Source organism: Roseibacterium elongatum DSM 19469, from assembly GCF_000590925.1.
GTDB lineage: Bacteria > Pseudomonadota > Alphaproteobacteria > Rhodobacterales > Rhodobacteraceae > Roseibacterium > Roseibacterium elongatum.
This window is the reverse complement of record NZ_CP004372.1, coordinates 3,276,840-3,301,121: the sequence shown is the minus strand read 5'-3', so window position 1 is coordinate 3,301,121 and position 24,282 is coordinate 3,276,840. Positions and strand designations below refer to the sequence as shown.

Sequence of the window (24,282 nt, the reverse complement as noted above, 5' to 3'; positions counted from 1 at the left end):
CGGCGCGCCCCGGATGCCTGCCGGTGCCGGCGCACTGGCATCGTGATCGCCAAGCGCCTATGTCGAGGCGACTGGGAACAAAGGGGGCGGGCGATGATCCCTGTCTTGGGTTTCGACGGCCGGAAGGTCATGGTTCTGGGCTTGGGCCGGTCGGGGGTGTCGACGGCGCGCGCCTTGCGCGCCGGCGGGGCCGAAGCGCTGTGTTGGGACGATGGCGAGGCCGCCCGCACAGCCGCCGAGGCCGAAGGCTTTGTGCTGGTCGACCCGATGACAACCGGGGCCTTCGACGGGGTGGCGGCCTTGATCACCTCGCCCGGCATTCCGCATCTCTACCCGTCCCCGCACCGCGCCATCGCCGCCGCGATGGAGGCGGGTGTGCCGGTGGACAATGATATCGGCCTGTTCTTCCGCTCGCTGGGGCAGGGGGATTGGGTGCATCACGACACCCCGCCGCGCGTGGTCGCCGTGACCGGATCGAACGGGGAAATCGACCACGTCGGCCCTGATCGCGCATATCCTCGACGCGGCGGGCACGCCCTGTCAATTGGCGGGCAATATCGGGCGCGGGGTTCTGGATCTCGAGCCGCCGATCGATGGCGAGGTGATCGTTCTGGAACTGTCCAGCTACCAGACGGATCTGGCGCGCGCGCTGACGCCCGATATCGCCGTCTTCACCAACCTGTCGCCCGATCACCTGGACCGTCATGGCGGCATGGGGGGGTATTTCGCGGCCAAGCGGCGGCTCTTTGCCGAAGGCGGGCCGGACCGCGCGGTGATCGGCGTCGATGACCCCGAGGGGCGCTATCTGGCCAACCAGCTGAGCGAGGGCGATGGCGACGCCCGCCTGATCCGAGTCGCCAGCCGCAAGCTGGCCGGCGCGGGTTGGGATATCGTGACGAAGAAAGGTTGGTTGTCGGAAACGCGCAAGGGACGGCAGGCCGCCTCGATCGACCTGCGCGGGGTCGCCGGATTGCCGGGCGCGCATAATCACCAGAACGCGGCCTGCGCCTATGGCGTGGCGCGCGCGCTTGGCCTGTCGCCGCGGCTGATCGAGCAGGCGCTGCACACGTTCCGGGGCCTGCCCCATCGCAGCCAGCGCATCGCCGAGATCGGCGGCGTGGCCTATGTCAACGACAGCAAGGCCACCAATGTGGATGCGGCGATCAAGGCGCTGTCGGCCTTTCCGCGCATTCGCTGGATCTGTGGCGGGTTGGAGAAGGACGGCGGGATGGACGCGCTGTCCGGGGCCATGGACCATGTGGTGAAGGCCTATGTCATAGGCCGTGAAGCGGCGGGGTTCGCCTTGCATCTGGGGGATCTGCCGCACGAGGTTTGCGGGGACATGGTCACGGCCGTGGCCCGCGCCGCGTCCGAGGCCGAGCCGGGCGAGACCGTTCTGCTGGCCCCGGCCGCGGCCAGTTTCGACCAGTACGACAATTTCGAACGGCGGGGCGAGGATTTTGCCGCGCAGGTGGCGCGTTTGGGGGACGGTTGAGACCGGACCCATGCTATCATGCCCTCATCGACCGATGTGGAGGGCGTCATGGCAAAGGTGCTTGGACTGGGCGGCGTGTTCTTCAGCTGCGCCGATCACGAGGCGACAAAGGCGTGGTATGCGCGCGTTCTCGGGATGGAACCGGACGCGGATGGCGGCCTTGCCTTTCTGCATGGCGACAGCGCCGCCATGTTCCAGCAGGGCGCGCGGACGGTGTTCGCGCCCTTCCCGGATGCCAGCTACTTCGCGCCCTCAACGGCGCCGTTCATGCTGAACCTGATCGTCGACGATCTGGATGCGATCCTGGCCCGCGCCGCGGCCGAGGGCGTGGACGAGGTGCAGCCACGCGAAGAGCACCCCTATGGACGCTTCGGCTGGATCATGGACCCCGACGGGCGCAAGCTGGAGCTGTGGCAGCCGCCGCAAGCCTGAGTGCGATGGGCGTTATTGCTGGCCCCTGTGCCTGATTCCGGCTAGAGTTGGCGCACAGACCCCGCAGAACCGGGGCACGAGGCAGAACCAGGCAACGACAACTACAAGGGATCGGGCAATCCCATGACGGAAATCGCGCATGGCACGGTGATCGTGCAATCCGGCGAGGCGGTGCTGCCCCGGTGGTGGCGGACGGTCGACCGCATGACATTGGGGTGCATTCTGGCCCTGTTCGCCATTGGCATCCTTTTGGGCTTTGCCTCGTCGCCGCCGCTGGCCGAACGCAACGGGCATGATCCGTTCCACTATGTCATCCGTCAGGCGGCGTTCGGGGGCATGGCCCTGTCCGTGCTGGTTTTCGTCTCGATGCTGTCGCCCACGACCGTGCGCCGCCTCGGCGTGCTGGGGTTCTTCGCAGCGGTCGCGGCGGTGGCGCTCTTGCCGGTCTTTGGTACCGATTACGGCCAGGGGGCCGTGCGCTGGTATTCGTTGGGGTTCGCCAGCCTGCAGCCTTCGGAATTTCTCAAGCCCGTTTTCGTGGTCTTCACCGCCTGGATGATCGCCGCCAGCCAGGAGATCGGCGGCCCCCCGGGCAAATCTGTCTCGCTGTTCGTGGCGGTGATGATCGTGGGCTTCCTGGCGATGCAGCCCGATTTCGGGCAGGCCGCGCTGATCGTCTTTGCCTGGTCGGTGATCTATTTCGTGGCCGGCGCGCCGATGATGATCCTGTTTGTCGTGCTCGCGCTCGTGGGCCTTGGCGGCGTGGTCGCCTACCACAATTCCGAGCATTTCGCGCGCCGTATCGACGGGTTCCTCTCGGCCGAGGTCGATCCCAACACGCAACTGGCCTATGCCACCGACGCGATCCGCGAAGGGGGTCTGTTCGGGGCGGGGCTGGGCGAAGGCTCGGTCAAATGGACGTTGCCCGACGCCCATACCGATTTCATCATCGCCGTCGCGGCCGAGGAATACGGGCTGGTTCTGGTGCTGCTGATCATCGCGCTCTACGCCGCGATCGCGCTGCGCAGCTTCTTTCGTCTGATGCGCGAACGCGACCCGTTCATCCGTCTGGCCGGGACGGGGCTGGTCAGCCTGCTGACGCTGCAGGCCTTCATCAACCTGGCCGTCGCGGTGCGGCTGCTGCCCGCCAAGGGCATGACCCTGCCTTTCGTCTCCTACGGGGGGTCGTCGCTGATCGCCACGGGGATTGCGGTTGGCATGCTGCTGTGTTTCACCCGCACCCGCCCACAGGGCGAAATCGGTGATTTCCTTCTCAACCGGCACGGCAGGACATGAACGGGCAGGCATCCCATCTGATCATCGCGGCCGGCGGCACGGGCGGGCACATGTTCCCTGCGCAGGCCCTGGCCGAGGCGATGGTGTCCAAAGGCTGGCGTGTAACCCTGTCGACCGATGCGCGCGGCGCACGCTATGCGGGCGCCTTCCCCGACGCGGTCGAGCGTCGGCAGGTCGCCTCGGCGACCTTCGCGCGGGGCGGGCTGGGGGCCAAACTGGCCGCACCGGTCCGGATTTTGCGCGGCATTCTCGGCGCCACCTTGCGGATGCGGCGCGAAAAGCCGGATGTGGTGGTGGGCTTTGGCGGATATCCTGCGATCCCGGCCATGGCGGCGGCCTGGCTGACCCGGACGCCGCGCATGATCCATGAACAGAACGGTGTTCTGGGTCGGGTGAACCGGGTGTTTGCCAAGCGGGTCGATGTGGTGGCCTGCGGCACATGGCCGACCGATCTGCCCGACGGGGTCGAGGGGGTGCATACCGGCAACCCGGTGCGCGGCGCGGTGCTGGAGCGCGCCGGCGCCCCCTACACGCCGCCGGGCGACTGGCCTATGAACCTGCTGATCTTCGGCGGCAGCCAGGGCGCGCGCGTTCTGTCCGATGCGGTGCCCGAGGCGATCAAGGCCCTGCCCGAGCGCCTGCGGCACCATCTGCGCATCTCGCAGCAGGCCCGGCCCGAGGATCTGGACCGCGTCCGTGACGCCTATGCCGATCTCGGCATCCGTGCCGAGGTCGAGCCCTTTTTCGACGATATCCCGCGGCGGCTCTCCGAGGCGCAACTGGTGATTGCCCGCGCCGGGGCGTCGTCGGTGGCGGATATCTCGGTCATAGGGCGGCCGGCGCTGCTCATTCCCTATCCCTATGCCACGGCCAACCACCAAGTGGCCAATGCCCGCGGACTGGTCGAGGCCGGCGGTGCCGATCGTATCGTCGAGATGCCCGGTCTTGCGGGCACGCTCGCCTCGGCCATCGAGGACATCCTGACCCAACCCGACATGGCCGCCGAGATGGCCGCGGCCGCGCTCGGCGTGGGCGTTCCGGATGCCGTCGAACGCCTTGCCGCCCTGGTCGAGGACCTGGCCCTGAAAGGACGCTCATGAACGCCGCTGTCACCAAATTGCCGACCCAACTGGGCGCCATCCATTTCGTGGGCATCGGCGGCATCGGCATGTCGGGCATCGCCGAGGTGCTGCTGAACCACGGATACGACGTGCAGGGCTCGGACCTGAAGCCGTCGAAGATCACCGAGCGGCTGGAGGCCCTGGGCGCGCGGATCTTCATCGGGCAGAGGGCCGAGAACCTGGAGGATGCCGAGGTTGTCGTGATCTCCTCGGCCATCAAACCGGGCAACCCCGAGTTGGACAGCGCCCGCCTGCGCGGCCTGCCGGTGGTGCGCCGCGCCGAGATGCTGGCCGAGTTGATGCGCCTGCGCTCGAACATCGCGGTGGCGGGCACCCATGGCAAGACCACCACGACGACGCTGGTGGCCACGCTGCTGGACGCGGGCGGGGTGGACCCGACCGTGATCAATGGCGGCATCATCCACGCCTATGGGTCGAACGCGCGGGTGGGGCAGGGCGACTGGATGGTGGTCGAGGCCGACGAAAGCGACGGCACCTTCAACCGCCTGCCCGCGACCATCGCCATCGTCACCAATATCGACCCCGAACATATGGAGCATTGGGGCACCGAGGAGAACCTGCATCGCGGCTTCCTCGATTTCGTGTCGAACATCCCGTTCTACGGGCTGGCCGTCTGCTGCACCGACGACCCCGATGTGCAGACGCTGGTGGGCAAGATCACCGATCGGCGCGTTACCACCTTTGGCTTCAACGCGCAGGCGGATGTGCGGGCGATGAACCTGACCTACAAGGGCGGCGTGGCGCATTTCGACATCGCGCTGCAACCCGAGGGGCAGGTGATCGAGGACTGCAGCCTGCCGATGCCCGGCGATCACAACGTCTCCAACGCCCTGGCCGCCGTGGCGGTGGCGCGGCATCTGGGGATGAAAGCGGCCGAGATCCGCGCCGCGCTTGCCAATTTCAAGGGTGTGAACCGCCGCTTCACCCGCGTGGGCGAGGTGGGTGGCGTGACCGTGATCGACGATTACGGCCATCACCCGGTCGAGATCGCCGCCGTCTTGCGCGCCGCGCGTCAGGCCAGTGAAGGTCGCGTGATCGCCGTGCACCAGCCGCATCGCTACACGCGCCTGCATACGCTGTTCGACGAGTTCTGCAGCTGTTTCAACGATGCCGATGTGGTGGGCATCGCCGAGGTGTATTCCGCAGGCGAGGACCCGATCGAGGGCGCCTCGCGCGACGATCTGGTGGCCGGTCTGATCCGCCACGGGCATCGTCACGCGTTTTCGCTGACCTCCGAGGACGATCTCGAACGTCTCGTCCGGGCCGAGGCACGGCCGGGCGACATGGTGGTCTGTCTCGGGGCAGGCACGATCAGCGCCTGGGCGCATGGTCTGCCCAAACGGCTGGCTCAGGGGCAGGAGGCCGGTGCAGGCGCGCCCTGAGATACCGCCCTCGGGCGCAGAGGCGCTGCAGCGCCGGCGAGGTCTTGGCCGGGTGTCGGCCGGTGACGGCGCGCTGCTGGTCATGGCGGTCCCGCCCTTGATCTCTTTCGGATTGCAGCACGGGGCGATCCCCGTTCTGATCGTTCTGGCGGCCATCCGCGCGATGGTTTGCCATCCCCTCGGCGCCCTTGTGCGCCACCAGGTACGGAGGGCCTGATCCCCATGCCGATTGCTTTCATCCTCGCCTGCCTCTGGGCGCTGAGCGCCTGTCTCGCCGGCATGATGCCGACGCGGTATCACTGGCCCGCGGCCTGGGCCCTGATCGCCACGGGCATTCCCCTGCTGGGGTTCGTCACCCTGTCGATGGGGCCGTGGTGGGGTCTGGCCCTGATGGCGGCGGGCATTTCGGTGCTGCGCTGGCCCCTGATCCGCCTGGCGCAGACCCTGCGCGCAACCTTCCGCCCGGACGAGGCGCAAACGCCGCATGGCGAGTGAGGGGCACTGGACCCTTGGCCGCCTGCCGCGATAGACAGCCCGTATGGACAGGGAAGAGACCGACATGACCGCGACCCTCCCGCGGCCCGACATGCCGCATCCGCGCGGGCGTCTGACGCGCGACCGCGATCTCTCGGCGCTGACATGGCTGCGCGTGGGCGGGCCGGCCGATTGGTTCTTTCAGCCCGCCGACGAGGATGACCTGGCCGGCTTTCTGGCGGGGTTGGATCCGGCCGTTCCCGTCTTTCCCATGGGCGTGGGGTCGAACCTGATCGTGCGTGATGGCGGGATCGATGGCGTGGTCATCCGGCTGGGGCGCGGCTTCAACGCGGTCGAGATTGCGGGCGACCTGGTTCACGCCGGGGCGGCGGCGCTGGACGCGCAGGTGGCCAAACGCGCGGCCGAGGCCGGGCGCGATCTGACCTTTCTGCGCACGATCCCCGGCTCGATCGGCGGGGCCTTGCGCATGAACGCGGGATGCTACGGCACGTATGTGGCCGATCATTTCGTGTCTGCCCGCGTGGTGTTGCGCAATGGCACCACCCTGACCCTCGGGCCCGAGGATGTCGCCTTCGGCTATCGCACCAGCGATCTGCCCGAGGATGCGGTGGTCACGCAGGTCACCTTCCGCGCGCCCGCCGGCGACCCCGATGTGCTGGCCGCGCGGATGGAGGATCAACTGGCCAAGCGCGACGCGACCCAACCCACCAAGGACCGCAGCGCCGGTTCGACCTTTCGCAACCCGGCGGGGTTTTCGTCGACCGGGCAGGCGGACGATACGCATGAGCTCAAGGCGTGGAAGGTGATCGACGAGGCCGGCCTGCGCGGGGCGACGCTGGGTGGGGCGCAGATGTCGCCCAAGCATCCCAATTTCCTGATCAATGCGGGCGATGCGACGGCCGCCGATCTCGAGGCTTTGGGCGAGCAGGTCCGAAAAAGGGTTTTCGAGCACAGCGGTTTGACGCTAGAATGGGAAATCAAGCGCGTTGGGCGACCGGCGGTGCGGCACCCGGCAAAGACCGGGGATTAGAACAACAAGAAACGTCGACCGGGCGACACAAGTCCGGCGGCATGCGAGGCAAAAGTGGTGGCAAGTTCGGGCAGAACAGCCTCCCGCGTCGTTGTCCTGATGGGCGGTCCCTCGGCCGAGAGGGAGGTGTCGCTCAGCACGGGCACGGAATGCGCCAAGGCGCTGCGCGGCGAGGGCTATGACGTGGTCGAGGTCGATGCCGGCCCCGACCTTGCCATGCGGCTTGCCGATCTGACCCCCGATGTCGTGTTTAACGCGCTCCATGGCCGCTGGGGCGAGGATGGCTGCGTGCAGGGCATCCTGGAATGGCTGCGCATCCCCTACACCCATTCCGGTGTGCTGGCCTCGGCGCTGGCGATGGACAAGACCCGCTCGAAAGAGGTCTATCGCGCCGCGGGCCTGCCCGTCGTCGACAGCGTCATCCGCTGCAAGGACGAGGTGATGGCCCGTCACGTGATGGCCCCGCCCTATGTCGTGAAGCCCAATAACGAAGGGTCGTCGGTCGGCGTCTACCTGGTGGCCGAGGGGGCGAACGACCCGCCGAAACTGTCTGACGACATGCCCGAACACGTCATGGTCGAGGCTTTCGCCAAGGGGCGCGAACTGACGACCTCTGTCGTGGGGGCCGGCACGGGCGACCCCGGTGCCTTGACCGTGACCGATATCCTGACCGACGGGTGGTATGACTACGACGCCAAGTATCGCCCGGGCGGGTCGCGCCATGTGGTGCCCGCCGAGGTTCCGTCCGAGGTTTTCGAAGCCTGCCTCGACTACGCCACGCGCGCGCATGTCGCCTTGGGCTGTCGCGGCGTCAGCCGCACCGATTTCCGCTGGGACGAGGGTAAGGGTCTGGACGGGTTGATCCTGCTGGAAACCAACACGCAGCCGGGAATGACGCCCACCTCGCTGACGCCCGAACAGGCGCAGGCCAAGGGGATGTCCTTTGGTGCGCTGTGCCGCTGGATGGTGGAGGACGCCTCATGCGACCGTTGATGCGCCGCCGGACGGGGGTCGACCCCGCGCCCTCGATCTGGACCTACAGGGTGCAGCGTTTGTGGCTGACCCCGGTTTTCCGGCGGTTTTTGCGGATCGGCGTGCCGGCCTTTGCGGCGTCATTTTCCGTTCTGTGGTATTTTTCCGACGAGGCGCATGTCACCGCCCTGGTCGAGGGTGTGCAGGAAATCCGGCGCGAGATCGAAGACCGCCCCGAGTTCAGGGTGAACCTGCTGGGCATCGAGGGGGCCAGCCCCCGTGTCACCGAAGACGTGCGCGGCGCGCTGGCGCTCGATCTGCCGATGTCCTCCTTCGATATCGACCTCGTGACCTTGCGCGAACGGGTCGAGGCCCTGCCCGCCGTGGCCGAGGCCGATCTGCGCGTTCAGTCCGGCGGCGTGTTGTCGGTCACGGTGTCCGAGCGTGTGCCCGCGCTGGTCTGGCAAACCCGTGACGGTGTCGTCCTGATCGATGCCGAGGGACATTTCGTGGCTTCGATCGAGGATCGCGTTCCCGACCGGCCCTTGCCCATCGTGGCCGGAGAAGGTGCAGACATGGTCGTGGACGAGGCGCTGGCGCTGTTTGCCACGGCCGAGCCCCTGCAAAGCCGCCTGCGCGGCCTGGTGCGGGTGGGCTTGCGCCGCTGGGACATGGTGCTGGAGGACGGCCCGCGCATCCAACTGCCCGAGGTCGACGCCCGCGGCGCGCTCGACCGGGTGCTGGCCCTTGACGAGGTGCAGGACATCCTGTCGCGCGATATCGAACGGATCGATCTGCGCAACCCGCGCCGCCCCACGGTTCAGTTGTCGCCGAATGCCATGGCGGGCCTGTTGCAGATGCGCGACGGCATTCCCAACCCTCAACCCCTCAGCGGAGATCAACGCGGATGAACCTGCTCTACCAGTCTCAACGCGCGATGCGGGCCAAGCGGCAGGAGGCGATGCGCCGTGGCGTCGTCGCGGTTCTGGATATCGGGTCCTACAAGACCTCGTGCCTTGTGCTGCGGTTCGACGAGACGGATCCCGGCGCGGCCGCCGAAGGGGTGGGCGCGATGGCCGGACAGGCGGGGTTCCGGGTGATCGGGGCCAACACGACGCGGTCGCGCGGCGTGCGCTTTGGCGAGATCGACACCGTGCAGGAGACCGAGCGCGCCATTCGCACGGCCGTTCAGGCGGCGCAGAAAATGGCGCAGCTGCGCGTCGACCATGTGATCGTGTCCTTTGCGGGCGCGCGCCCGCGCAGTTACGGGCTGGATGGCGAAATCGCGCTGACCACGGGCACGGTCCACGATCAGGATGTCGCCCGCGCCCTGGCCGCCTGCGACGTGCCGGATTTCGGGCCGGGCCGCGAGGTATTGCATGCGCAGCCGGTGAATTTCTCGCTGGATCATCGCACCGGCATGGCCGATCCGCGCGGCCATGTGGGCAATCGCCTGTCGGTGGACATGCATCTGCTGACCATCGAGGCGGCGGCCATCGAAACCCTGCTGCATTGCGTCAAACGCTGCGATCTGGAACTGGCCGGTCTGGCCAGTGCCCCCTACGTGTCGGGCGTGTCCAGCCTGGTCGAGGACGAGCAGGAACTGGGCGCGGCCTGCATCGACATGGGCGGCGGCACCACCAGCCTGTCGATCTTCATGAAAAAGCACATGATCTTTGCCGATACGGTGCGCATGGGCGGCGACCATGTCACCGCCGATATCAGCCAGGGCCTGCAGATCCCCCATTGCGATGCCGAGCGGATCAAGACCCGCTTTGGCGGGGTGATCGCCACCGGCATGGACGACCGCGAGATCATCGAGCTCGAAAGCGATACCGGCGACTGGCATCACGACCGTCGCACGGTCAGCCGCGCGGAACTGATCGGCGTGATGCGCCCCCGTGTCGAAGAGATCCTCGAAGAGGTGCGCGCGCGTCTCGATGCCGCCGGCTTCGACCATCTGCCCAGCCAGCGCATCGTTCTGACGGGCGGGTCGTCGCAGATCCCCGGTCTGGACGGTCTGGCCAGCCGCATCCTGGGAAATCAGGTGCGCCTGGGCCGCCCGCTGCGGGTACAGGGGCTACCGCAATCGACCTGTGGTCCGGCCTTTTCGGCATCGGTCGGGTTGGCACTGTTTGCGGCCTACCCGCAGGATGAGTGGTGGGATTTCGAAACGCCCGCCGATCGCTACCCCGCTCGCAGCCTGAAACGCGCCGTCAAGTGGTTCCGCGACAACTGGTGACCACCGCATCTGGTGGGCACCCCCAAAATCCCGCGAAATCGGCGGATTTTCGCCCCATATTTCGCCATTCTGGCCAAATTTCCGCGTGACGCGCGCGCGGGACTTGGGTAGCATGTTCGTCAATTCGAGGCAGAAAGGGCCAACCGGCGCAAGACCGGGGTCGCATTGGAAACACAGGCGGACAGAGCGATGACACTCAATCTCACCATGCCCGACACGCGGCAGGAACTGAAACCGCGCATCACCGTCTTTGGCGTCGGTGGGGCGGGCGGCAACGCGGTCAACAACATGATCGACCAGGCGCTGGATGGCTGCGAATTCGTGGTCGCCAACACCGATGCGCAGGCCCTGGCCCAATCCAAGGCCACCGGCAAGGTGCAGATGGGCGCCCGCGTGACCGAGGGCCTGGGCGCCGGCGCGCGGCCCGCCGTGGGCGCCAGCGCGGCCGAAGAGTCGATCGAGGAAATCGTCGATCACCTGGCCGGCGCGCACATGGCCTTCATCACCGCCGGCATGGGCGGCGGCACCGGCACCGGGGCGGCCCCGATCATCGCGCAGGCCGCGCGCGAGCTTGGCGTTCTGACGGTCGGCGTGGTGACCAAGCCTTTCCAGTTCGAGGGCACCAAGCGGATGCGCCAGGCCGACGAAGGCATCGAGCAGCTGCAAAAGGTGGTCGATACCCTGATCATCATCCCCAACCAGAACCTGTTCCGGCTGGCCAATGAAAAGACGACCTTTACCGAGGCGTTCGCGATGGCTGACGATGTCCTTTACCAGGGCGTCAAGGGCGTGACCGACCTGATGGTGCGCCCGGGTCTGATCAACCTCGATTTCGCCGACGTGCGCGCGGTGATGAACGAGATGGGCAAGGCCATGATGGGCACCGGCGAGGGCGAGGGCGAGAGCCGCGCGATCCAGGCCGCTGAAAAGGCCATCGCCAATCCGCTGCTCGACGAGATCAGCCTGAAAGGCGCGCGCGGCGTTCTGATCAACATCACCGGCGGCTACGACCTGACCCTGTTCGAACTGGACGAGGCCGCCAACCGCATCCGGGCCGAGGTGGACGAAGAGGCGAACATCATCGTCGGTTCGACGCTGGATCAAAGCATGGAGGGCCAGATGCGCGTCAGCGTCGTGGCCACCGGCATCGACGTCTCCGAACAGGCCGCACAGGACCCCGCCCGCCAAAGCTATGCGGCCGCATCCTATCGCAGCGGTGCCGCCCCCGCACGGGCGGCGGCGCCGGCCGAGGTTTCGACCGAGGTCGAGCCCGAACCCGCCGAAACGCCGGACCTGACCGAGGCGCATCCCGAACCTTCGCTTTTTCGAGGCTTTCTCGCCCGATCCGCGGGACGAGGCCCCCGAGCCGACAGCGCTGGACGAGGACGATGTCCCCCCGCCGGCCTATCGCCCCGCGCCGCGTCCTGCGGCGACGCCGGCACCACAAGCAGTCGAGCGCAACGCCGGTCTTGGCGCGGTCGAAGACGGGTCGGAGTACATCGCCCCGAAACCGGCCCCCGCCGGTGCCCCGACGCCCGAGGCGCTGGCCCGGTTGCGCGCGGCGATCCAGAAGGACTCGCCCCGTGCGGGCGAGCCGGCGCGTCGTGGCGCACCGGCGCAGAGCGCGCCCGAAGCACATGGCAAATCGCGCTTCGGCATCAACACCTGATCAACCGCATGACCGGCCATTCCGAAGAGGTGGAGGCCCCGGCCCAGCCCGAGCGACGCCCCCAGCCGCGCATGCAGGCCCCGCGCCCGCAACCGGCGCGCGCACCCCAGCCCCTGCGCGAGGAGGAGACGGCCGTCGACCCCGAGCAGGAGCGCATTGAGATCCCGGCTTTCCTGCGTCGCCAAGCCAATTGATCCGGGACATATCTGCAACAGTAAGGCCGACCTTGTGCCGGTCCTTTTTCTTTTTTCTTACAGTAAGTTAATGGGTTTTCGGCGGGTTCCTGCCGACCGGGTTTGGGATTGTTGCAAGCCGTCATAAACCTTGAATTGTCTCTTTTTCGGGCGGCTTGTACCCCCATTGCATCGACAAGATTGACGAGCCGAAGGGCTTGCGATTTCGGGCCATGAAGCCGCCTGCGATAGACAAGGCAGCCGGGCCAGACACGAGGGATGAACCAAGCGATGCAGGCAACCATTCGCAGTAAAATCACCTTCCGGGGAACGGGGCTTCATACAGGTCGTCTGGTGCGGATGGCGATCCATCCACAGGCGGCCGACATGGGCATCTGGTTTCGGCGCAGCGATCTGCCCGGCTCGGGCCTGATCCCCGCGCGGTACGATCGGGTTCCCGAAAGCCGTCTTTGCACCAAACTGGTGGGCGAGGACGGGGCCGAGATATCGACCGTCGAACATGTCATGGCCGCGCTGGCGGGATGCGGCATTCACAATGCCCTAGTCGAAGTCGACGGGCCCGAGGTGCCGATCCTCGACGGGTCGGCCGCGCCCTTCGTGCGCGCGATCCTCGATGCGGGGATCCAGCAGCAGGCGGCAATGGTCCATGCCCTCGCCGTGACGCGTGCGATCGAGGTGCGCGACGGCGCGGCCTTCGCCCGTCTTGACCCGGCCGAGGGGCTCGAGATGGATTTCGCCATCGAGTTCACCGACGCCGCAATCGGCCGTCAGCGCCGCGTGGCCAATCTGGCCAATGGCCGGTTCGTGCGCGAGCTTTGCGACAGCCGGACATTCTGCCGCCAAGCCGATGTCGATGCCATGCATGCCGCCGGTCTGGCCCTGGGCGGGACCTATGACAACGCCGTGGTGGTCGATGGCGACATCGTGATCAGCCCCGGCGGGTTCCGCCACGCGGACGAGGCCGTGCGCCACAAGATGCTCGATGCGCTCGGCGATCTCTACCTTGCCGGTGCGCCGATCCTTGGCCGCTATACTGGCGAGCGGGCCGGCCATATGTTGACCAACCGCCTCCTGCGCGCGCTTTTCGCGGCCCCGGGCGCCATCCGTGTGGTTCCATGCGACACCACGATCGCGTCGCGTCTGCCGGGCGTGGGCGTCAAGGTGGCCGATCTGGCCCATGTCGCCTGACCGCGCCTGACGCCGGATCGCGGGGGCATCCACCCGGTGACGATCTGCCCCATATGGCCGCACGGAATTTCAAGCGTTTTGCCTCAAAACGGATTGTGCTAGACCGCCTGCGACCGATCTGGCGTCACGGCGCCACGAAACAGAGGCAGACCTTTGGGGATTGCGCGGATGCAGCTGATTGAGCCCTCCACCCTGACACGTATGGCGCGGCGCGCCACGCTTGGTGCCGCCGTGGCGGCCATTGCGGCCTGCGGCGGGGGCGGCGACGGCGGAATGCTGGGGGGCATCAACCCGTTTGCCGCGCGCAACAGCACGGTCCCGCTCGAGGATCTGGACGCCCAGTCGATCTATCAGCAGGCCGAATTCGAGCTGGAATCCGGCAATGCCGATGACGCGGCGGTGATGTTTGCCGAGGTCGAACGCCTGCACCCCTATTCCGAATGGGCCAAGCGCGGGCTGATCATGGCCGCCTTCGCCTATCATCAGGACGAGGATTACGAGAATGCGCGCCTTGCCGCGCAACGCTATCTCGACTTCTACCCGGCTGACGAGGATGCGGCCTATGCCCAATACCTCCTCGCGCTCAGCTATTACGATCAGATGGACCAGATCGGAAACGATCAGGGCATCACCTTCCTGGCCTTGCAGGAGTTGCGCAACGTGATCGAACGCTACCCCGATAGCGAGTATGTGCAGGATGCCGTGCTGCGTTTCGATCTGGCGTTCGACCAGTTGGCCGCCAGCGAAATGGAGGTCGGGCGCTACTATCTGCGGCGTCAGCATTACACCAGCGCGATCAACCGGTTCCGCGTCGTGGTCGAGGAATTCCAGACCACCAGCCACACGCCAGAGGCGTTGCTGCGTCTGGTCGAGGCGTATCTGGCCCTCGGCCTGACGGACGAGGCACAGACGGCGGGCGCGATCCTGGGCTACAACTTCCGCGGTTCGCCCTTCTATGATGATGCGTTCCGCCAGTTGACGGGTCAGGGCCTGACCGACGAGGCCGCGGGCGAGGGCTGGCTGCGTGAGGTCTGGGATCAAACCGTGCGGGGCGACTGGTTGTAAGGGGCAGGGCGGGCTTGCGCTCGCCCGCTCTTGGCCCAATGGTGCGCCCATGCTCAGGCATCTCGATATCCGTGACATGCTGATCATCGACCGGCTGGAATTGGCCTTCCAGCCGGGGTTGAACGTGCTGACCGGCGAAACCGGGGCGGGCAAGTCCATACTGCTCGATGCCTTGGGCTTCGTGCTGGGGTGGCGCGGGCGCGCCGATCTGGTGCGCAGCGGTGCGGCCCAGGGCGAGGTCGTGGCCGAGTTCCAGATCGCCCCCGACCATCCCGCGCGCGCGGTGCTGGACGAGGCCGGCTTTCCCGCCGGTGACGAGTTGATCCTGCGCCGCGTCAACACGCCCGAAGGGCGCAAGACGGCCTGGGTCAATGACCGTCGCGCCTCGGGCGAAGTGCTGCGCCGCCTGTCCGATGTTCTGGTCGAGTTGCATGGCCAGCAGGATGACAAAGGGCTGCTGGACCCGCGCAACCACCGCGAGATGCTGGACGACTTCGGCGGTTTGGCCGGGTTGCGGGCCGATGTCGGCGCGGCCTGGGGCGAGCGTAGCAAGGCCGCCCGCGCCCTGTCCGAGGCCGAGGCCCGGCTGGCCGAGATGCGATCGGAAGAGGATTTCCTGCGCCACGCCGTGGCCGAACTGGACAAGCTCGCCCCCCAGCCGGGCGAAGAGGCCGAGTTGGATCAGCGCCGCCGCCTGATGCAGGCCGCCGAGAAGATGCGCGCCGACATTGCCCGTGCCGCCGCCGCCCTGGGGCTCGAGGGGGCCGAGGGGATGCTGTCGGATGCGCGCCGCTGGCTCGAGGGCGTGACCGACCGGGCGGAGGGCGGTCTCGATGCGGCCCAGGCCGCGCTGGAACGCGCGACGGTCGAACTGGCCGAGGCGCAAGGCGCGGTCGAGGGGTTCGCCGATCAGCTTGTCTTCAACCCCGCCGAGTTGGAGGATACCGAGGATCGGCTCTTCGCCCTGCGGGGACTGGCGCGCAAGCACGGCGTGATGCCCGATGATCTGGCAGGCCTGGCCGAGACCTTGCGGACCCGTCTCGACCAGCTCGATGGCGGGACGGACCGGATCGCCGAGCTTGCCTCGGCGCTGGACGCCGCCGAGCGGGCCTATCGGGATGTGGCCGGGCGCCTGTCGCAGGCGCGGGCCGAGGCCGCGACCCGGCTGGATGTCGCAATGGCCCGCGAGCTGGGCCCGCTCAAGATGGAGCGCGCGGTGTTCACCACCGAGATCGCGGCGACGGATCCGGGCCCGACCGGCACGGATGCCGTCACTTTCAGTGTGGCCACCAACCCGGGTGCGCCCGCCGGGCCGCTCAACCGCATCGCCTCGGGCGGTGAGCTCTCGCGCTTTCTCCTGGCGCTGAAGGTCTGCCTGACCCATGACGACAGCGGGCTGACCATGATCTTCGACGAGATCGACCGCGGTGTCGGCGGAGCGACGGCCGATGCCGTGGGCCGGCGGCTGGCCGCGCTGGCCGAGGGCGGGCAAGTGCTGGTCGTGACCCATTCCCCGCAGGTCGCGGCCCTGGGCGCGCATCACTGGCGCGTGGCCAAGGATGTCGCCGATGGCGTGACCACCAGCCGCGTCGTACCCCTTGCCCCGGCCGAGCGGATCGACGAGGTGGCGCGCATGCTGTCGGGCGACACGATCACCGATGCCGCGCGCGAGGCGGCCCGCGCGCTGCTGTCCGGCGCGTAAGCCGCGCCTTTCCTTCATCGATGGGCCGCGCTACACGTCTAACGTGCATGGCGGCGTCGATTGCGGAGGGCGGCCTCGTCAGCGGCGAACGACCCGACCCTCCCCCATGAAAGGTGCCGCGCGGTGGATCGACCGCCCCCAACCCGAGGAGTCCTGCGCCACCAGCTCGATCAGGTGGTGGCCGCCTGTCGCGGCGGCTGGCGGGTGCTGCGGCACCGCGGGTTCAGCCAGGTCCAGTTCTGGTTCATCGCCCTGGCCATCGGGATCGCGGCCGGGTTTGCTGCGCTGTTCTTCCGCAAGGGGATCAATGCGCTGCAACACACCCTTTATGGCGTCGAGGATGTGCGCATGTTGCACAGCTTTGCCGAAGGGTTGCCGTGGTACCTGATCCTGCTGATCCCGGTATGCGGCGGTCTGGTCGTGGGCTTGATCCTGCATCGCTTTACCCCCGACGGGCGCGTGCGATCGGTGGCCGACGTGATCGAGGGGGCGGCGCTGGACAATGGGCGGGTCGAACAGAAGGCGGGCCTTGCCTCGGCTCTGGCCTCGATGATCACGCTCGGGTCGGGGGGCTCGTCGGGGCGCGAGGGACCGGTCGTGCATTTGGCCGCCGTGATCTCGACGCGGGTGTCGGATTGGATCAAGGCCGACGGCATCACCGGGCGCGATTTGCTGGGCTGCGCCGTGGCTGCCGCCGTCTCGGCCAGTTTCAACGCGCCCATCGCGGGCGCGCTCTTCGCGCTCGAGGTCGTCCTGCGCCATTTCGCGGTGCATTCCTTCGCGCCGATCGTCATCGCCTCGGTCGCGGGCACCGTCATCAACCGGCTGGAGTTCGGCGATGTGACCGAGTTCAGCCTCGGCCCCGACGAAGCGCTGCAATTCTATGTCGAATTGCCGGCTTTCCTGATCCTCGGGCTGGTTTCGGGGCTTATCGCGGTGGCCTTCATGCGCGGCACCTTCTGGGCCGAGGACCTGGGCAATACCGTGCAGCGCCTGATCGGCCTGCCGCGCTGGCTGCGGCCGGCGATCGCGGGATTGCTGCTGGGGGCGCTGGCCATCGCCTTCCCGCATATCATCGGCGTCGGATACGAGACGACCTCGGCCGCGTTGACCGGGCAGTTGCTGCTGCACGAGGCGATCGTCTTTGCCATCGTCAAGGCGATTGCCGCCGCCATCACCATCGGCGGGCGCATGGGGCGGGGGCGTGTTTTCCCCATCTCTGATGCTGGGGGCCTTGTCGGGTCTGGCCTTTGGCCTGATCGCCACGGCGATCTTTCCCGATGTCTCGGGGTCGCAGACGCTCTATGCCCTGGCCGGGATGGGGGCCGTGGCGGCGGCGGTGCTGGGCGCGCCGATCTCGACCACGTTGATCGTGTTCGAATTGACGGGCGACTGGCAGACGGGGCTGGCGGTGATGGTCGCTGTGTCGCTGTCCACGGCCATCGCGTCGCGGCTGGTGGATCGCTCGTTCTTCCTGACGCAGCTGGAACGGCGCAACATCCATCTCGCCGCCGGTCCGCAGGCCTATCTGCTGGCCATGTTCCGCGTTGGCCGGGTGATGCGCCCGATGGACCACGAGAATGCCGCGCCGCAGGACAAGTTGCTGACCCTGGTCGAGCAGGGGATCTATACCGATACCCATGCCACGCTGGAACGCGCCTTGCCGATCTTCGACCGCACGGGGCTGGATTATGTCCCCGTCGTGCAGCTTGCGCCGGGCGATGGCCCGCCGGCGCTGGAGGGGGCGCTGTTCCACGTCGATGCGCTCAAGGCCTATAACCGGGCCCTGGCGGCGACCGCGGCCGAAGAGCATAGCTGACCGCCCGCGATGCCCCCCGCGTCGCTCAACCGGCAACCTGTTGTTCGCGTGATGGAAACAACGGAATCTCTTGCCAGCGCGGGTCTTGCGCGGCCATGCTCGGGGCATGACACAGGATCGCAGGAATCTGGGCTGGGTCGCGGCGCTGACCCTTGCCGTCACACTGGGGCTGCCAGGGGCAGGCTGGGCACAAGGGGCCGCCGATTTGGCGCGCGCCACCTTGTCCCGCGTGCCACAGGCCGTGCTGAACGGGGCGGAGGGGCCCATCGTCATGGGCGTCGGCAATGGCGACGCGGTGCGCTGGATCGCAGTCAATGGCGCCCAAAGGGGCGTCAACCCCAACACGCCCAATCTGTTTGCTGCCCTGCGCAGCGCCTCACCCCACCAGGCCGAGGTGATCGCCACCCATGGCGCGGACGCCCTGCGCGCGTCCAGCGGCCTCAATCCCGGTGACTGGATCGACACGTTCGAGGTGCAGGCCGGCCCGATCCGGCTGGGCGGCATGGAAATCCACCCCGACAGCTCCATGCGGCTGCGCGGGGCCCTGTTTTCGAATGACTTCGAGCTTGGCGACCGGTGGGGCCAGATCGTCATGTGGCGCGGCGACACCGATTACGCGACGGACGCCGATTGGGTTGACCCCGCGAACCCCTTCGGCGGCGACATGGGCATGGCGACCCGGTTTGCCTTTTCCGACGACCGCATGATCTGGGCGACGGGCTGGCCGACGCTCGATATGGCGCTGTCCCCGAGCGGGGCCAGCCTTGCCACCCTGCCACAGGTCGAGGCGCTGCTCTCGGCCGTGGCGCGCGCCGGAAATCTGGGGGTCGCGGCCTCGGTCCGGATCTGGTTGCGCAACGGGGCAGAGCTGCCCGTCACCGGGGCCGAGGCCGGCCCGGTCGAGGGTCTGTTGATGGCCGATGCCGCCGCCCGTCAAAGCGAGAACGCCGCCATGGTCCTGTTGCTGTCTCCGGGAACGCCGACTGAAGGGCTCGAGGCGCGGCTGGCCGAGGCCTGGCCGATCCTGCATGACGGGCCGTCCGACGCCGCGCCCGAGATCACGGTCAGCGGCGGCGATCGGCCGACCATCACCGTGACCCTGCGCGGCGACTGGGGCGAGGATGGCGCCGCCACCAATGCCGCTTATCTGACCCTTGAGTCGGCACTTCGGACCGGCCGCCTCGGGTACCTGCTGTCGCGCCGTTGAAACGCGGCGCTACAGTTGTTCGACGGTGACCTTGTCGCCGTAGAACGCGATATGTCCGGCGATGTCGGACAACCGCTCCAGCGGTGTCTCATAGCTCCAGGCGGCATCGGGGATATCGCCGGCCGCGGTCGAGATGTTGAAATAGCTGGCCTGACCCTTGTAGGGGCAGCGCGTGGCCGAGTCGCTGGCTTCCAGAAACGCCATGCCGACATCGCCGCGCGGGAAATAGATCACCGCCGGCATGTCGCCTTCGGTCAGTTCCTTGGCCTCGCTCGATTCCGCGACGATGGCCCCGCCGGCGCGGACAACCCATTTGCCCGAGGCATTCCTGATCCTGATATGCTCACCCATCGCGCTTTCCTCTCTCGCTCTTGCCGTCGCGCTGCTTATAGCCGCGCAGCCCGAGTTTGCCCATTCCTGTAACAGGGCCGTGTCAAACCGGCGCGGTGGCGCGCATCAGCCAATCCGCCGCGGCCCCCTCGAGCAGCGGCCCGATCCGCGCGGCGACCCCGGCGTGATAGGCATTCAGCCAATCCCGCTCGACCGGCGACAGCATGTCGACACGGATCAGGCCGCGGTCGATGGGCGCCCAGGTCAGCGTGTCGAAGGCCAGCATGCTGCGATGCGCGTCGCCCCCCGGCGGGGTGTCGGCCTCGCGCACCACGACGAGGTTTTCCAACCGGATGCCAAAGGCCCCCTCGCGGTAATAGCCCGGCTCGTTCGACAGGATCATCCCCGGCTCCAGCGGCAGGGTCGAGATGCGGCTCAGCCGCTGCGGCCCCTCATGCACGCTCAGATAGACGCCGACGCCATGCCCGGTGCCGTGATCGAAATCGCGCCCCGCCGCCCAGAGCGGCGCGCGCGCCAACGCATCCAGATGCCCTCCGGCCACCCCGCGCGGAAAGCGGGCGCGGTGAATGGCGATCATGCCCTGCAGAACCTGGGTGAAGGCGGTCTTTTCCTCATCGCCGACCGCGCCCACCGGCAGGGTGCGGGTGATGTCGGTTGTGCCGTCCTCGTATTGCCCGCCGCTGTCGATCAGGAACAACTGGCCGGGCAGGACGGGCGCGTTCGTGTCCTCGGTCACGCGGTAATGCACGATGGCGCCATGGGCGCCCGCGCCCGCGATGGTGTCGAAACTGATGTCCTTCAGCGCGCCCGTCTCGGCCCGGAACGCTTCAAGCGCTCGAACGCAGTCAATCTCGGTCAACCGGCCCTTCGGCGCTTCGGTCTCGAACCAATGCAGGAAGCGGGCCATCGCCGCCCCGTCGCGCAGATGCGCCTGGGTCGTGGCCGCGATCTCGGCCGTGGTCTTGCGCGCCTTGGGCAAGAGGCAGGGGTCGGGCGCCTCGGCAAGCTCGATCCCCGCTTCGTCAAGGATCTGCGCGACGCGGACCGGGGCTGTCGCAGGGTCCACCCGGACCGGACCGGAGAGGTTGGTCAGCGCCGCTTCGAAGGCCTCCCACGGCAGGACCGTGACCGCGTCGGCGAGGTCGAGCGCCTCGAATTTCGCGGGGTCGCTGAATACCGTGACCCGCCCGTCATCCTCGATGATGGCGAAGGCCTGTGTCACCGGCAGATGGGGCAGGTCGCCGCCACGGATGTTCAACAGCCACGCGACCGAGTCGGGCAGGGTCAGCACCGCGGCACGCTGGCCGTCCGCGCGCAAGGTTGCGGCGATCTCGGTCCGCTTCTGGACGGATGTCTTGCCGGCATGGGCCACCGGATAGGCGCGCGCCGGCGCGTCGGGCGGGGCCGGGCGGTCGGCCCAGATCGCATCAACCGGGTTGGCGATGGGGCGCAGGCTGATCTGTCGCTTTGACAAGGCGCCTTCAAGCCGCGCGATCTCGGCGCCCGTGTGCAGCCACGGGTCATAGCCGATCACACCCCCGCCCGACACATGCTCGGCCAACCACTCCTCCAGCTTGGTTTCCGGCCAGTCGACGGGCGAAAACGCCTGCCCGTCCACCTGCGCCTTGACCTGCACCCGGTAGCGGCCATCGACGAAGACGCCGGCATGATCCGGCAGGACGGCGCAGAACCCGGCCGATCCGGTGAAGCCGGTCAACCACGCCAGCCTTGCGTCACAGGCGGCCACATATTCCCCCTGGTGCCGATCGGCGCGCGGCACCAGACATCCACTCACCCCAGTCCGCGCCAGATGCGCCCGCAGCGCGGCCAGGCGGCCCCGTCCGTCCTCGGGCCGCGTCGTTGCCGTGAATTCCTGAAACATCGCTCGTCCTCGTGTCACCAGATGACCGGGGCACACCCCATCCCATCTTTATCCTCGAAATATGCACGCGCGGAAACGCGCGCGCTGCGCAAGGGGCTCGATGCCCCTTGCGCTGCGGCCTCGGGCGACGGGCATGGCCCGGCGCAATCCCTCGGCCGGCCTCACCCGGCCCGTTTCATGCCCATCACGCGGGCCCTTGCCCGCGGGTCGCTGTCAAACAGTGAGGCCAATTGTTCCGTGATCGCGCCGGCCAGTTGCTCGGCATCCGTGATGGTGACCGCGCGCTCGTAGTAGCGCGTCACGTCATGGCCGATGCCGATGGCCAGCAATTCCACCGCGCGGCGCTTTTCGACCATGGCGATGACGTCGCGCAGATGCTTTTCCAGATAATTGGCCGGGTTCACGCTCAGGGTGCTGTCATCCACTGGCGCCCCGTCCGAGATCACCATCAGGATCTTTCGGGCCTCGGGCCGGTTCAGCATCCGCCGATGCGCCCATTCCAGCGCCTCGCCGTCGATGTTTTCCTTCAGCAGGCCCTCTTTCATCATCAGGCCCAGATTGTCGCGCACCCGCCGCCAGGGCGCATCCGCGGGCTTGTAGATGATGTGGCGCAGGTCGTTCAGGCGCCCGGGCTGCTGCGGGCGCCCCTCGGCCAGCCATTCCTCGCGCGATTTGCCGCCCTTCCAGGCCCGCGTGGTAAAGCCCAGGATCTCGACCTTGACGCCGCAGCGTTCCAGCGTGCGGGCCAGCACGTCGGCACAGATCGCGGCGATCGAGATCGGCCGCCCCCGCATCGAGCCCGAGTTGTCCAGAAGCAGCGTCACCACCGTGTCGCGAAACTCGGTATCCTGCTCGACCTTGAAGGATAGGGGCGTCGTGGGGTTGGCCACCACCCGCGCCAAGCGTCCTGCATCGAGGATGCCTTCCTCGCGGTCGAAATCCCAACTGCGGTTCTGCTGCGCCTGCAATCGGCGCTGCAGCTTGTTGGCCAGACGGCTGACCGCGCCCTTCAGCGGGTCGAGCTGTTGGTCGAGATAGGCGCGCAGGCGTTCCAGTTCCTGCGGTTCGGCCAGGTCGCTGGCCTCGATCTCTTCGTCATGCTCGGTCGTGTAGACCGTGTAGTCGGGGTCGGCATCGGAATGTGGCTGCGGCGGCGGCGGCTCGAGCGGGGCTTCGCCCTCGGGCAATTCCTGTTCTTCGGCCTCGTCCATGTCGCCCTGATCGTCCATCTCGACCTGTGCCTGGCTGGCATCCTGCTGGTCTTCCTGGCTGCGTTCGGGGTTGGCCTCGGCGTCTTCCTCCTGGCTGTCGTCGTCGCCGGTCGAGTCGGGCTGATCGTCCTCGGCCTCTTCGCCGGCCTCGTCCTCGCTCTCGTCGTCGAGATCGTCGGGGTCCTCGCCCAGCTGGTCGCCATAGCCGAGATCCTGGATCATCTGCCGCGCGAACTTGGCGAAGGCCGTCTGGTCCGACAGCACCTCGGACAGATCCCCCAGCCGGTCGTCGCAGCGATCCTCGATGAAGCCGCGCCACAGCTCCATCACATTGGCCGCTTCGGGGGGCAGGTCGCGCCCGGTGGCCAGATGCCGGATCAGGTAGCCCGCGGCGGTGGCCAGGGGCGCATCGGCGGCCTCGCGTACCTCGCCATAGCCCTTGCGGCGGGCCTCGTGACCGATCTTGGCGTCAATATTCTTGGCGGTGCCGGGCATGTCGCGCGCGCCCATCGCCTCGCAGCGGGCGGTCTCCATCGCCTCCATCAGGTCGCGGGCCATCGCGCCCGAGGGGGCATAGCGCGCCGCGGTGCCCGCGTCGTGGTAGCGGTGGCGCAGGGCCAGCGCGTCGGCCGTGCCGCGGGCCAGCAGAACCTCGTCGCGGGTCATGCGCCGGCTGATCTGCGGCAGGCGCACGCTGTCGCCCGTCAGGCCCGGCGGGTCCACCGTGTAGCTGACGGCCAGATCGGGATCGTCGGCCATCACGCGGGTGGCTTCGGCCAGGGCCTTCTTGAACGGCTCTGCGGGGTTGTCTGAGATCGGTTTTGCCATGTCGGGAATGTGGACCGCAGGCCCGCCGAGGGCAAGGTGGCCCGGACGCTATTCGTGGCCTCGCATGTTTAAATCCGGCGATCGCCGGGCAGCGGCCTTGTTCAATAGCCCGGCGTGGGGGGCTATTGATCCGCGTCGGCGGCGGGCGCATCGCCGGTCAACCGATCGCGCAAGGCGTTGCAAAAGCCCAGATTGGCCTCGAGATCCGGATCGAAGACCGTGCCGAGCGCCGCCTGATTGTCCACCATCCGGTCGAGATAGAGCTCGGTTGCCTCGGTGACCCAGGGCACCACGGTGGCAAAGGCCGCGTCCATGTCATCCGACCCGGTGTCATCCTGCCAGACCATGACCGAGAACACGGCCATGTCCGTCTCGCGCTCGGCGGCCATGCGGCCGAGGTCGGTCTCGTCCCCGGCATAAAGGCGGAACGCCCGGAACAGGGCCGTGCAGCGCACCAATTGGGCGCCCGTTCCGGCCTCGGCCAGCGCCGCCTCCATCGCGGTCTCGAACCCGTCCGGCGCGGTCGGTGGCACGCTCATGTTCTGCGCGGTGACGGGGCCGGCCAGAAAAACCGCGCACAGGCTGGCGCGAAGCAGGGGCAGGGGCATGAAGGGTCCTTTTCGTAGGCGCAGTGGATGGGCGCACGCAGCCTAACAGCCGCGCCGCGAAACACCAGCGCG

At 67.8% G+C, this 24,282-nt stretch carries 18 protein-coding genes and 3 pseudogenes; 17 read left to right on the top strand and 4 right to left on the bottom strand.

Annotated features, from left to right (window positions below; translation table 11 throughout):
• Positions 1 to 93: 93 nt before the first annotated feature.
• From murD to ROSELON_RS15950, 17 genes and pseudogenes are all read left to right on the top strand, one after another.
• Positions 94 to 1,495 (top strand): annotated as a pseudogene (murD, locus tag ROSELON_RS16030) (UDP-N-acetylmuramoyl-L-alanine--D-glutamate ligase).
• 48 nt (positions 1,496 to 1,543) lie between these two features.
• On the top strand, positions 1,544 to 1,927 hold the full coding sequence (locus ROSELON_RS16025; protein ID WP_025313318.1) for a VOC family protein: 384 nt from the start codon (positions 1,544 to 1,546) through the stop codon (positions 1,925 to 1,927).
• 123 nt (positions 1,928 to 2,050) lie between these two features.
• Positions 2,051 to 3,223, top strand: coding sequence for a peptidoglycan glycosyltransferase FtsW (locus ROSELON_RS16020; protein WP_025313317.1), 1,173 nt, complete (start codon positions 2,051 to 2,053; stop codon positions 3,221 to 3,223).
• Complete coding sequence (locus ROSELON_RS16015) at positions 3,220 to 4,323, top strand: UDP-N-acetylglucosamine--N-acetylmuramyl-(pentapeptide) pyrophosphoryl-undecaprenol N-acetylglucosamine transferase (protein WP_025313316.1); 1,104 nt, start codon at positions 3,220 to 3,222, stop codon at positions 4,321 to 4,323. Before ROSELON_RS16020 ends, ROSELON_RS16015 begins: the two co-directional genes overlap by 4 nt.
• Positions 4,320 to 5,747: a UDP-N-acetylmuramate--L-alanine ligase gene (gene murC, locus ROSELON_RS16010; protein WP_025313315.1), complete on the top strand. Its 1,428-nt coding sequence runs from the start codon at positions 4,320 to 4,322 to the stop codon at positions 5,745 to 5,747. The genes ROSELON_RS16015 and murC overlap by 4 nt, the downstream gene beginning before the upstream one ends.
• Positions 5,731 to 5,964, top strand: coding sequence for a hypothetical protein (locus ROSELON_RS16005; RefSeq protein ID WP_025313314.1), 234 nt, complete (start codon positions 5,731 to 5,733; stop codon positions 5,962 to 5,964). The genes murC and ROSELON_RS16005 overlap by 17 nt, the downstream gene beginning before the upstream one ends.
• Positions 5,965 to 5,969: 5 nt before the next feature.
• Positions 5,970 to 6,242 carry a DUF2484 family protein gene (locus tag ROSELON_RS16000; RefSeq protein WP_025313313.1) on the top strand — a complete coding sequence of 91 codons (273 nt, stop codon included), beginning with the start codon at positions 5,970 to 5,972 and terminating at the stop codon, positions 6,240 to 6,242.
• A 64-nt stretch (positions 6,243 to 6,306) separates the two neighbouring features.
• Positions 6,307 to 7,272 carry a UDP-N-acetylmuramate dehydrogenase gene (gene murB, locus ROSELON_RS15995; protein WP_025313312.1) on the top strand — a complete coding sequence of 322 codons (966 nt, stop codon included), beginning with the start codon at positions 6,307 to 6,309 and terminating at the stop codon, positions 7,270 to 7,272.
• Positions 7,273 to 7,329: 57 nt separating this feature from the next.
• A complete protein-coding gene (locus ROSELON_RS15990) occupies positions 7,330 to 8,265 on the top strand; it encodes a D-alanine--D-alanine ligase (protein WP_025313311.1) in 936 nt (311 codons plus the stop codon).
• Positions 8,253 to 9,155 (top strand): cell division protein FtsQ/DivIB, encoded by a 903-nt coding sequence (locus tag ROSELON_RS15985; RefSeq protein ID WP_025313310.1) that lies wholly within the window; start codon positions 8,253 to 8,255, stop codon positions 9,153 to 9,155. Before ROSELON_RS15990 ends, ROSELON_RS15985 begins: the two co-directional genes overlap by 13 nt.
• Positions 9,152 to 10,486 carry a cell division protein FtsA gene (gene ftsA / locus ROSELON_RS15980; protein WP_025313309.1) on the top strand — a complete coding sequence of 445 codons (1,335 nt, stop codon included), beginning with the start codon at positions 9,152 to 9,154 and terminating at the stop codon, positions 10,484 to 10,486. Before ROSELON_RS15985 ends, ftsA begins: the two co-directional genes overlap by 4 nt.
• 189 nt (positions 10,487 to 10,675) lie before the next feature.
• Positions 10,676 to 12,349, top strand: a pseudogene (gene ftsZ / locus ROSELON_RS15975) (cell division protein FtsZ).
• Between the two features lie 270 nt (positions 12,350 to 12,619).
• A complete protein-coding gene (gene lpxC / locus ROSELON_RS15970) occupies positions 12,620 to 13,537 on the top strand; it encodes a UDP-3-O-acyl-N-acetylglucosamine deacetylase (protein WP_025313308.1) in 918 nt (305 codons plus the stop codon).
• A 201-nt stretch (positions 13,538 to 13,738) separates the two neighbouring features.
• Complete coding sequence (locus ROSELON_RS15965) at positions 13,739 to 14,602, top strand: outer membrane protein assembly factor BamD (RefSeq protein WP_025313307.1); 864 nt, start codon at positions 13,739 to 13,741, stop codon at positions 14,600 to 14,602.
• A gap of 49 nt (positions 14,603 to 14,651) precedes the next feature.
• The gene (gene recN, locus ROSELON_RS15960) at positions 14,652 to 16,304 is read left to right on the top strand and encodes a DNA repair protein RecN (protein ID WP_025313306.1); all 1,653 of its coding nucleotides are present in this window, start codon (positions 14,652 to 14,654) and stop codon (positions 16,302 to 16,304) included.
• A gap of 174 nt (positions 16,305 to 16,478) precedes the next feature.
• Positions 16,479 to 18,123 (top strand): annotated as a pseudogene (locus ROSELON_RS15955) (chloride channel protein).
• A 106-nt stretch (positions 18,124 to 18,229) separates the two neighbouring features.
• Positions 18,230 to 19,330: a hypothetical protein gene (locus ROSELON_RS15950; protein ID WP_025313305.1), complete on the top strand. Its 1,101-nt coding sequence runs from the start codon at positions 18,230 to 18,232 to the stop codon at positions 19,328 to 19,330.
• A 9-nt stretch (positions 19,331 to 19,339) separates the two neighbouring features.
• Here ROSELON_RS15950 and ROSELON_RS15945 read toward each other — a convergent pair whose 3' ends face one another.
• The 4 genes from ROSELON_RS15945 to ROSELON_RS15930 all read right to left on the bottom strand — a co-directional run bounded on the left by ROSELON_RS15945 (position 19,340) and on the right by ROSELON_RS15930 (position 24,210).
• The gene (locus ROSELON_RS15945) at positions 19,340 to 19,681 is read right to left on the bottom strand and encodes a DUF427 domain-containing protein (protein ID WP_025313304.1); all 342 of its coding nucleotides are present in this window, start codon (positions 19,679 to 19,681) and stop codon (positions 19,340 to 19,342) included.
• Between the two features lie 82 nt (positions 19,682 to 19,763).
• Positions 19,764 to 21,563 (bottom strand): aminopeptidase P family protein, encoded by a 1,800-nt coding sequence (locus ROSELON_RS15940; RefSeq protein WP_025313303.1) that lies wholly within the window; start codon positions 21,561 to 21,563, stop codon positions 19,764 to 19,766.
• A 161-nt stretch (positions 21,564 to 21,724) separates the two neighbouring features.
• The gene (gene cobT / locus ROSELON_RS15935; RefSeq protein ID WP_025313302.1) at positions 21,725 to 23,602 is read right to left on the bottom strand and encodes a cobaltochelatase subunit CobT; all 1,878 of its coding nucleotides are present in this window, start codon (positions 23,600 to 23,602) and stop codon (positions 21,725 to 21,727) included.
• Positions 23,603 to 23,724: 122 nt separating this feature from the next.
• Positions 23,725 to 24,210: a hypothetical protein gene (locus ROSELON_RS15930; protein WP_025313301.1), complete on the bottom strand. Its 486-nt coding sequence runs from the start codon at positions 24,208 to 24,210 to the stop codon at positions 23,725 to 23,727.
• Positions 24,211 to 24,282: the final 72 nt, after the last annotated feature.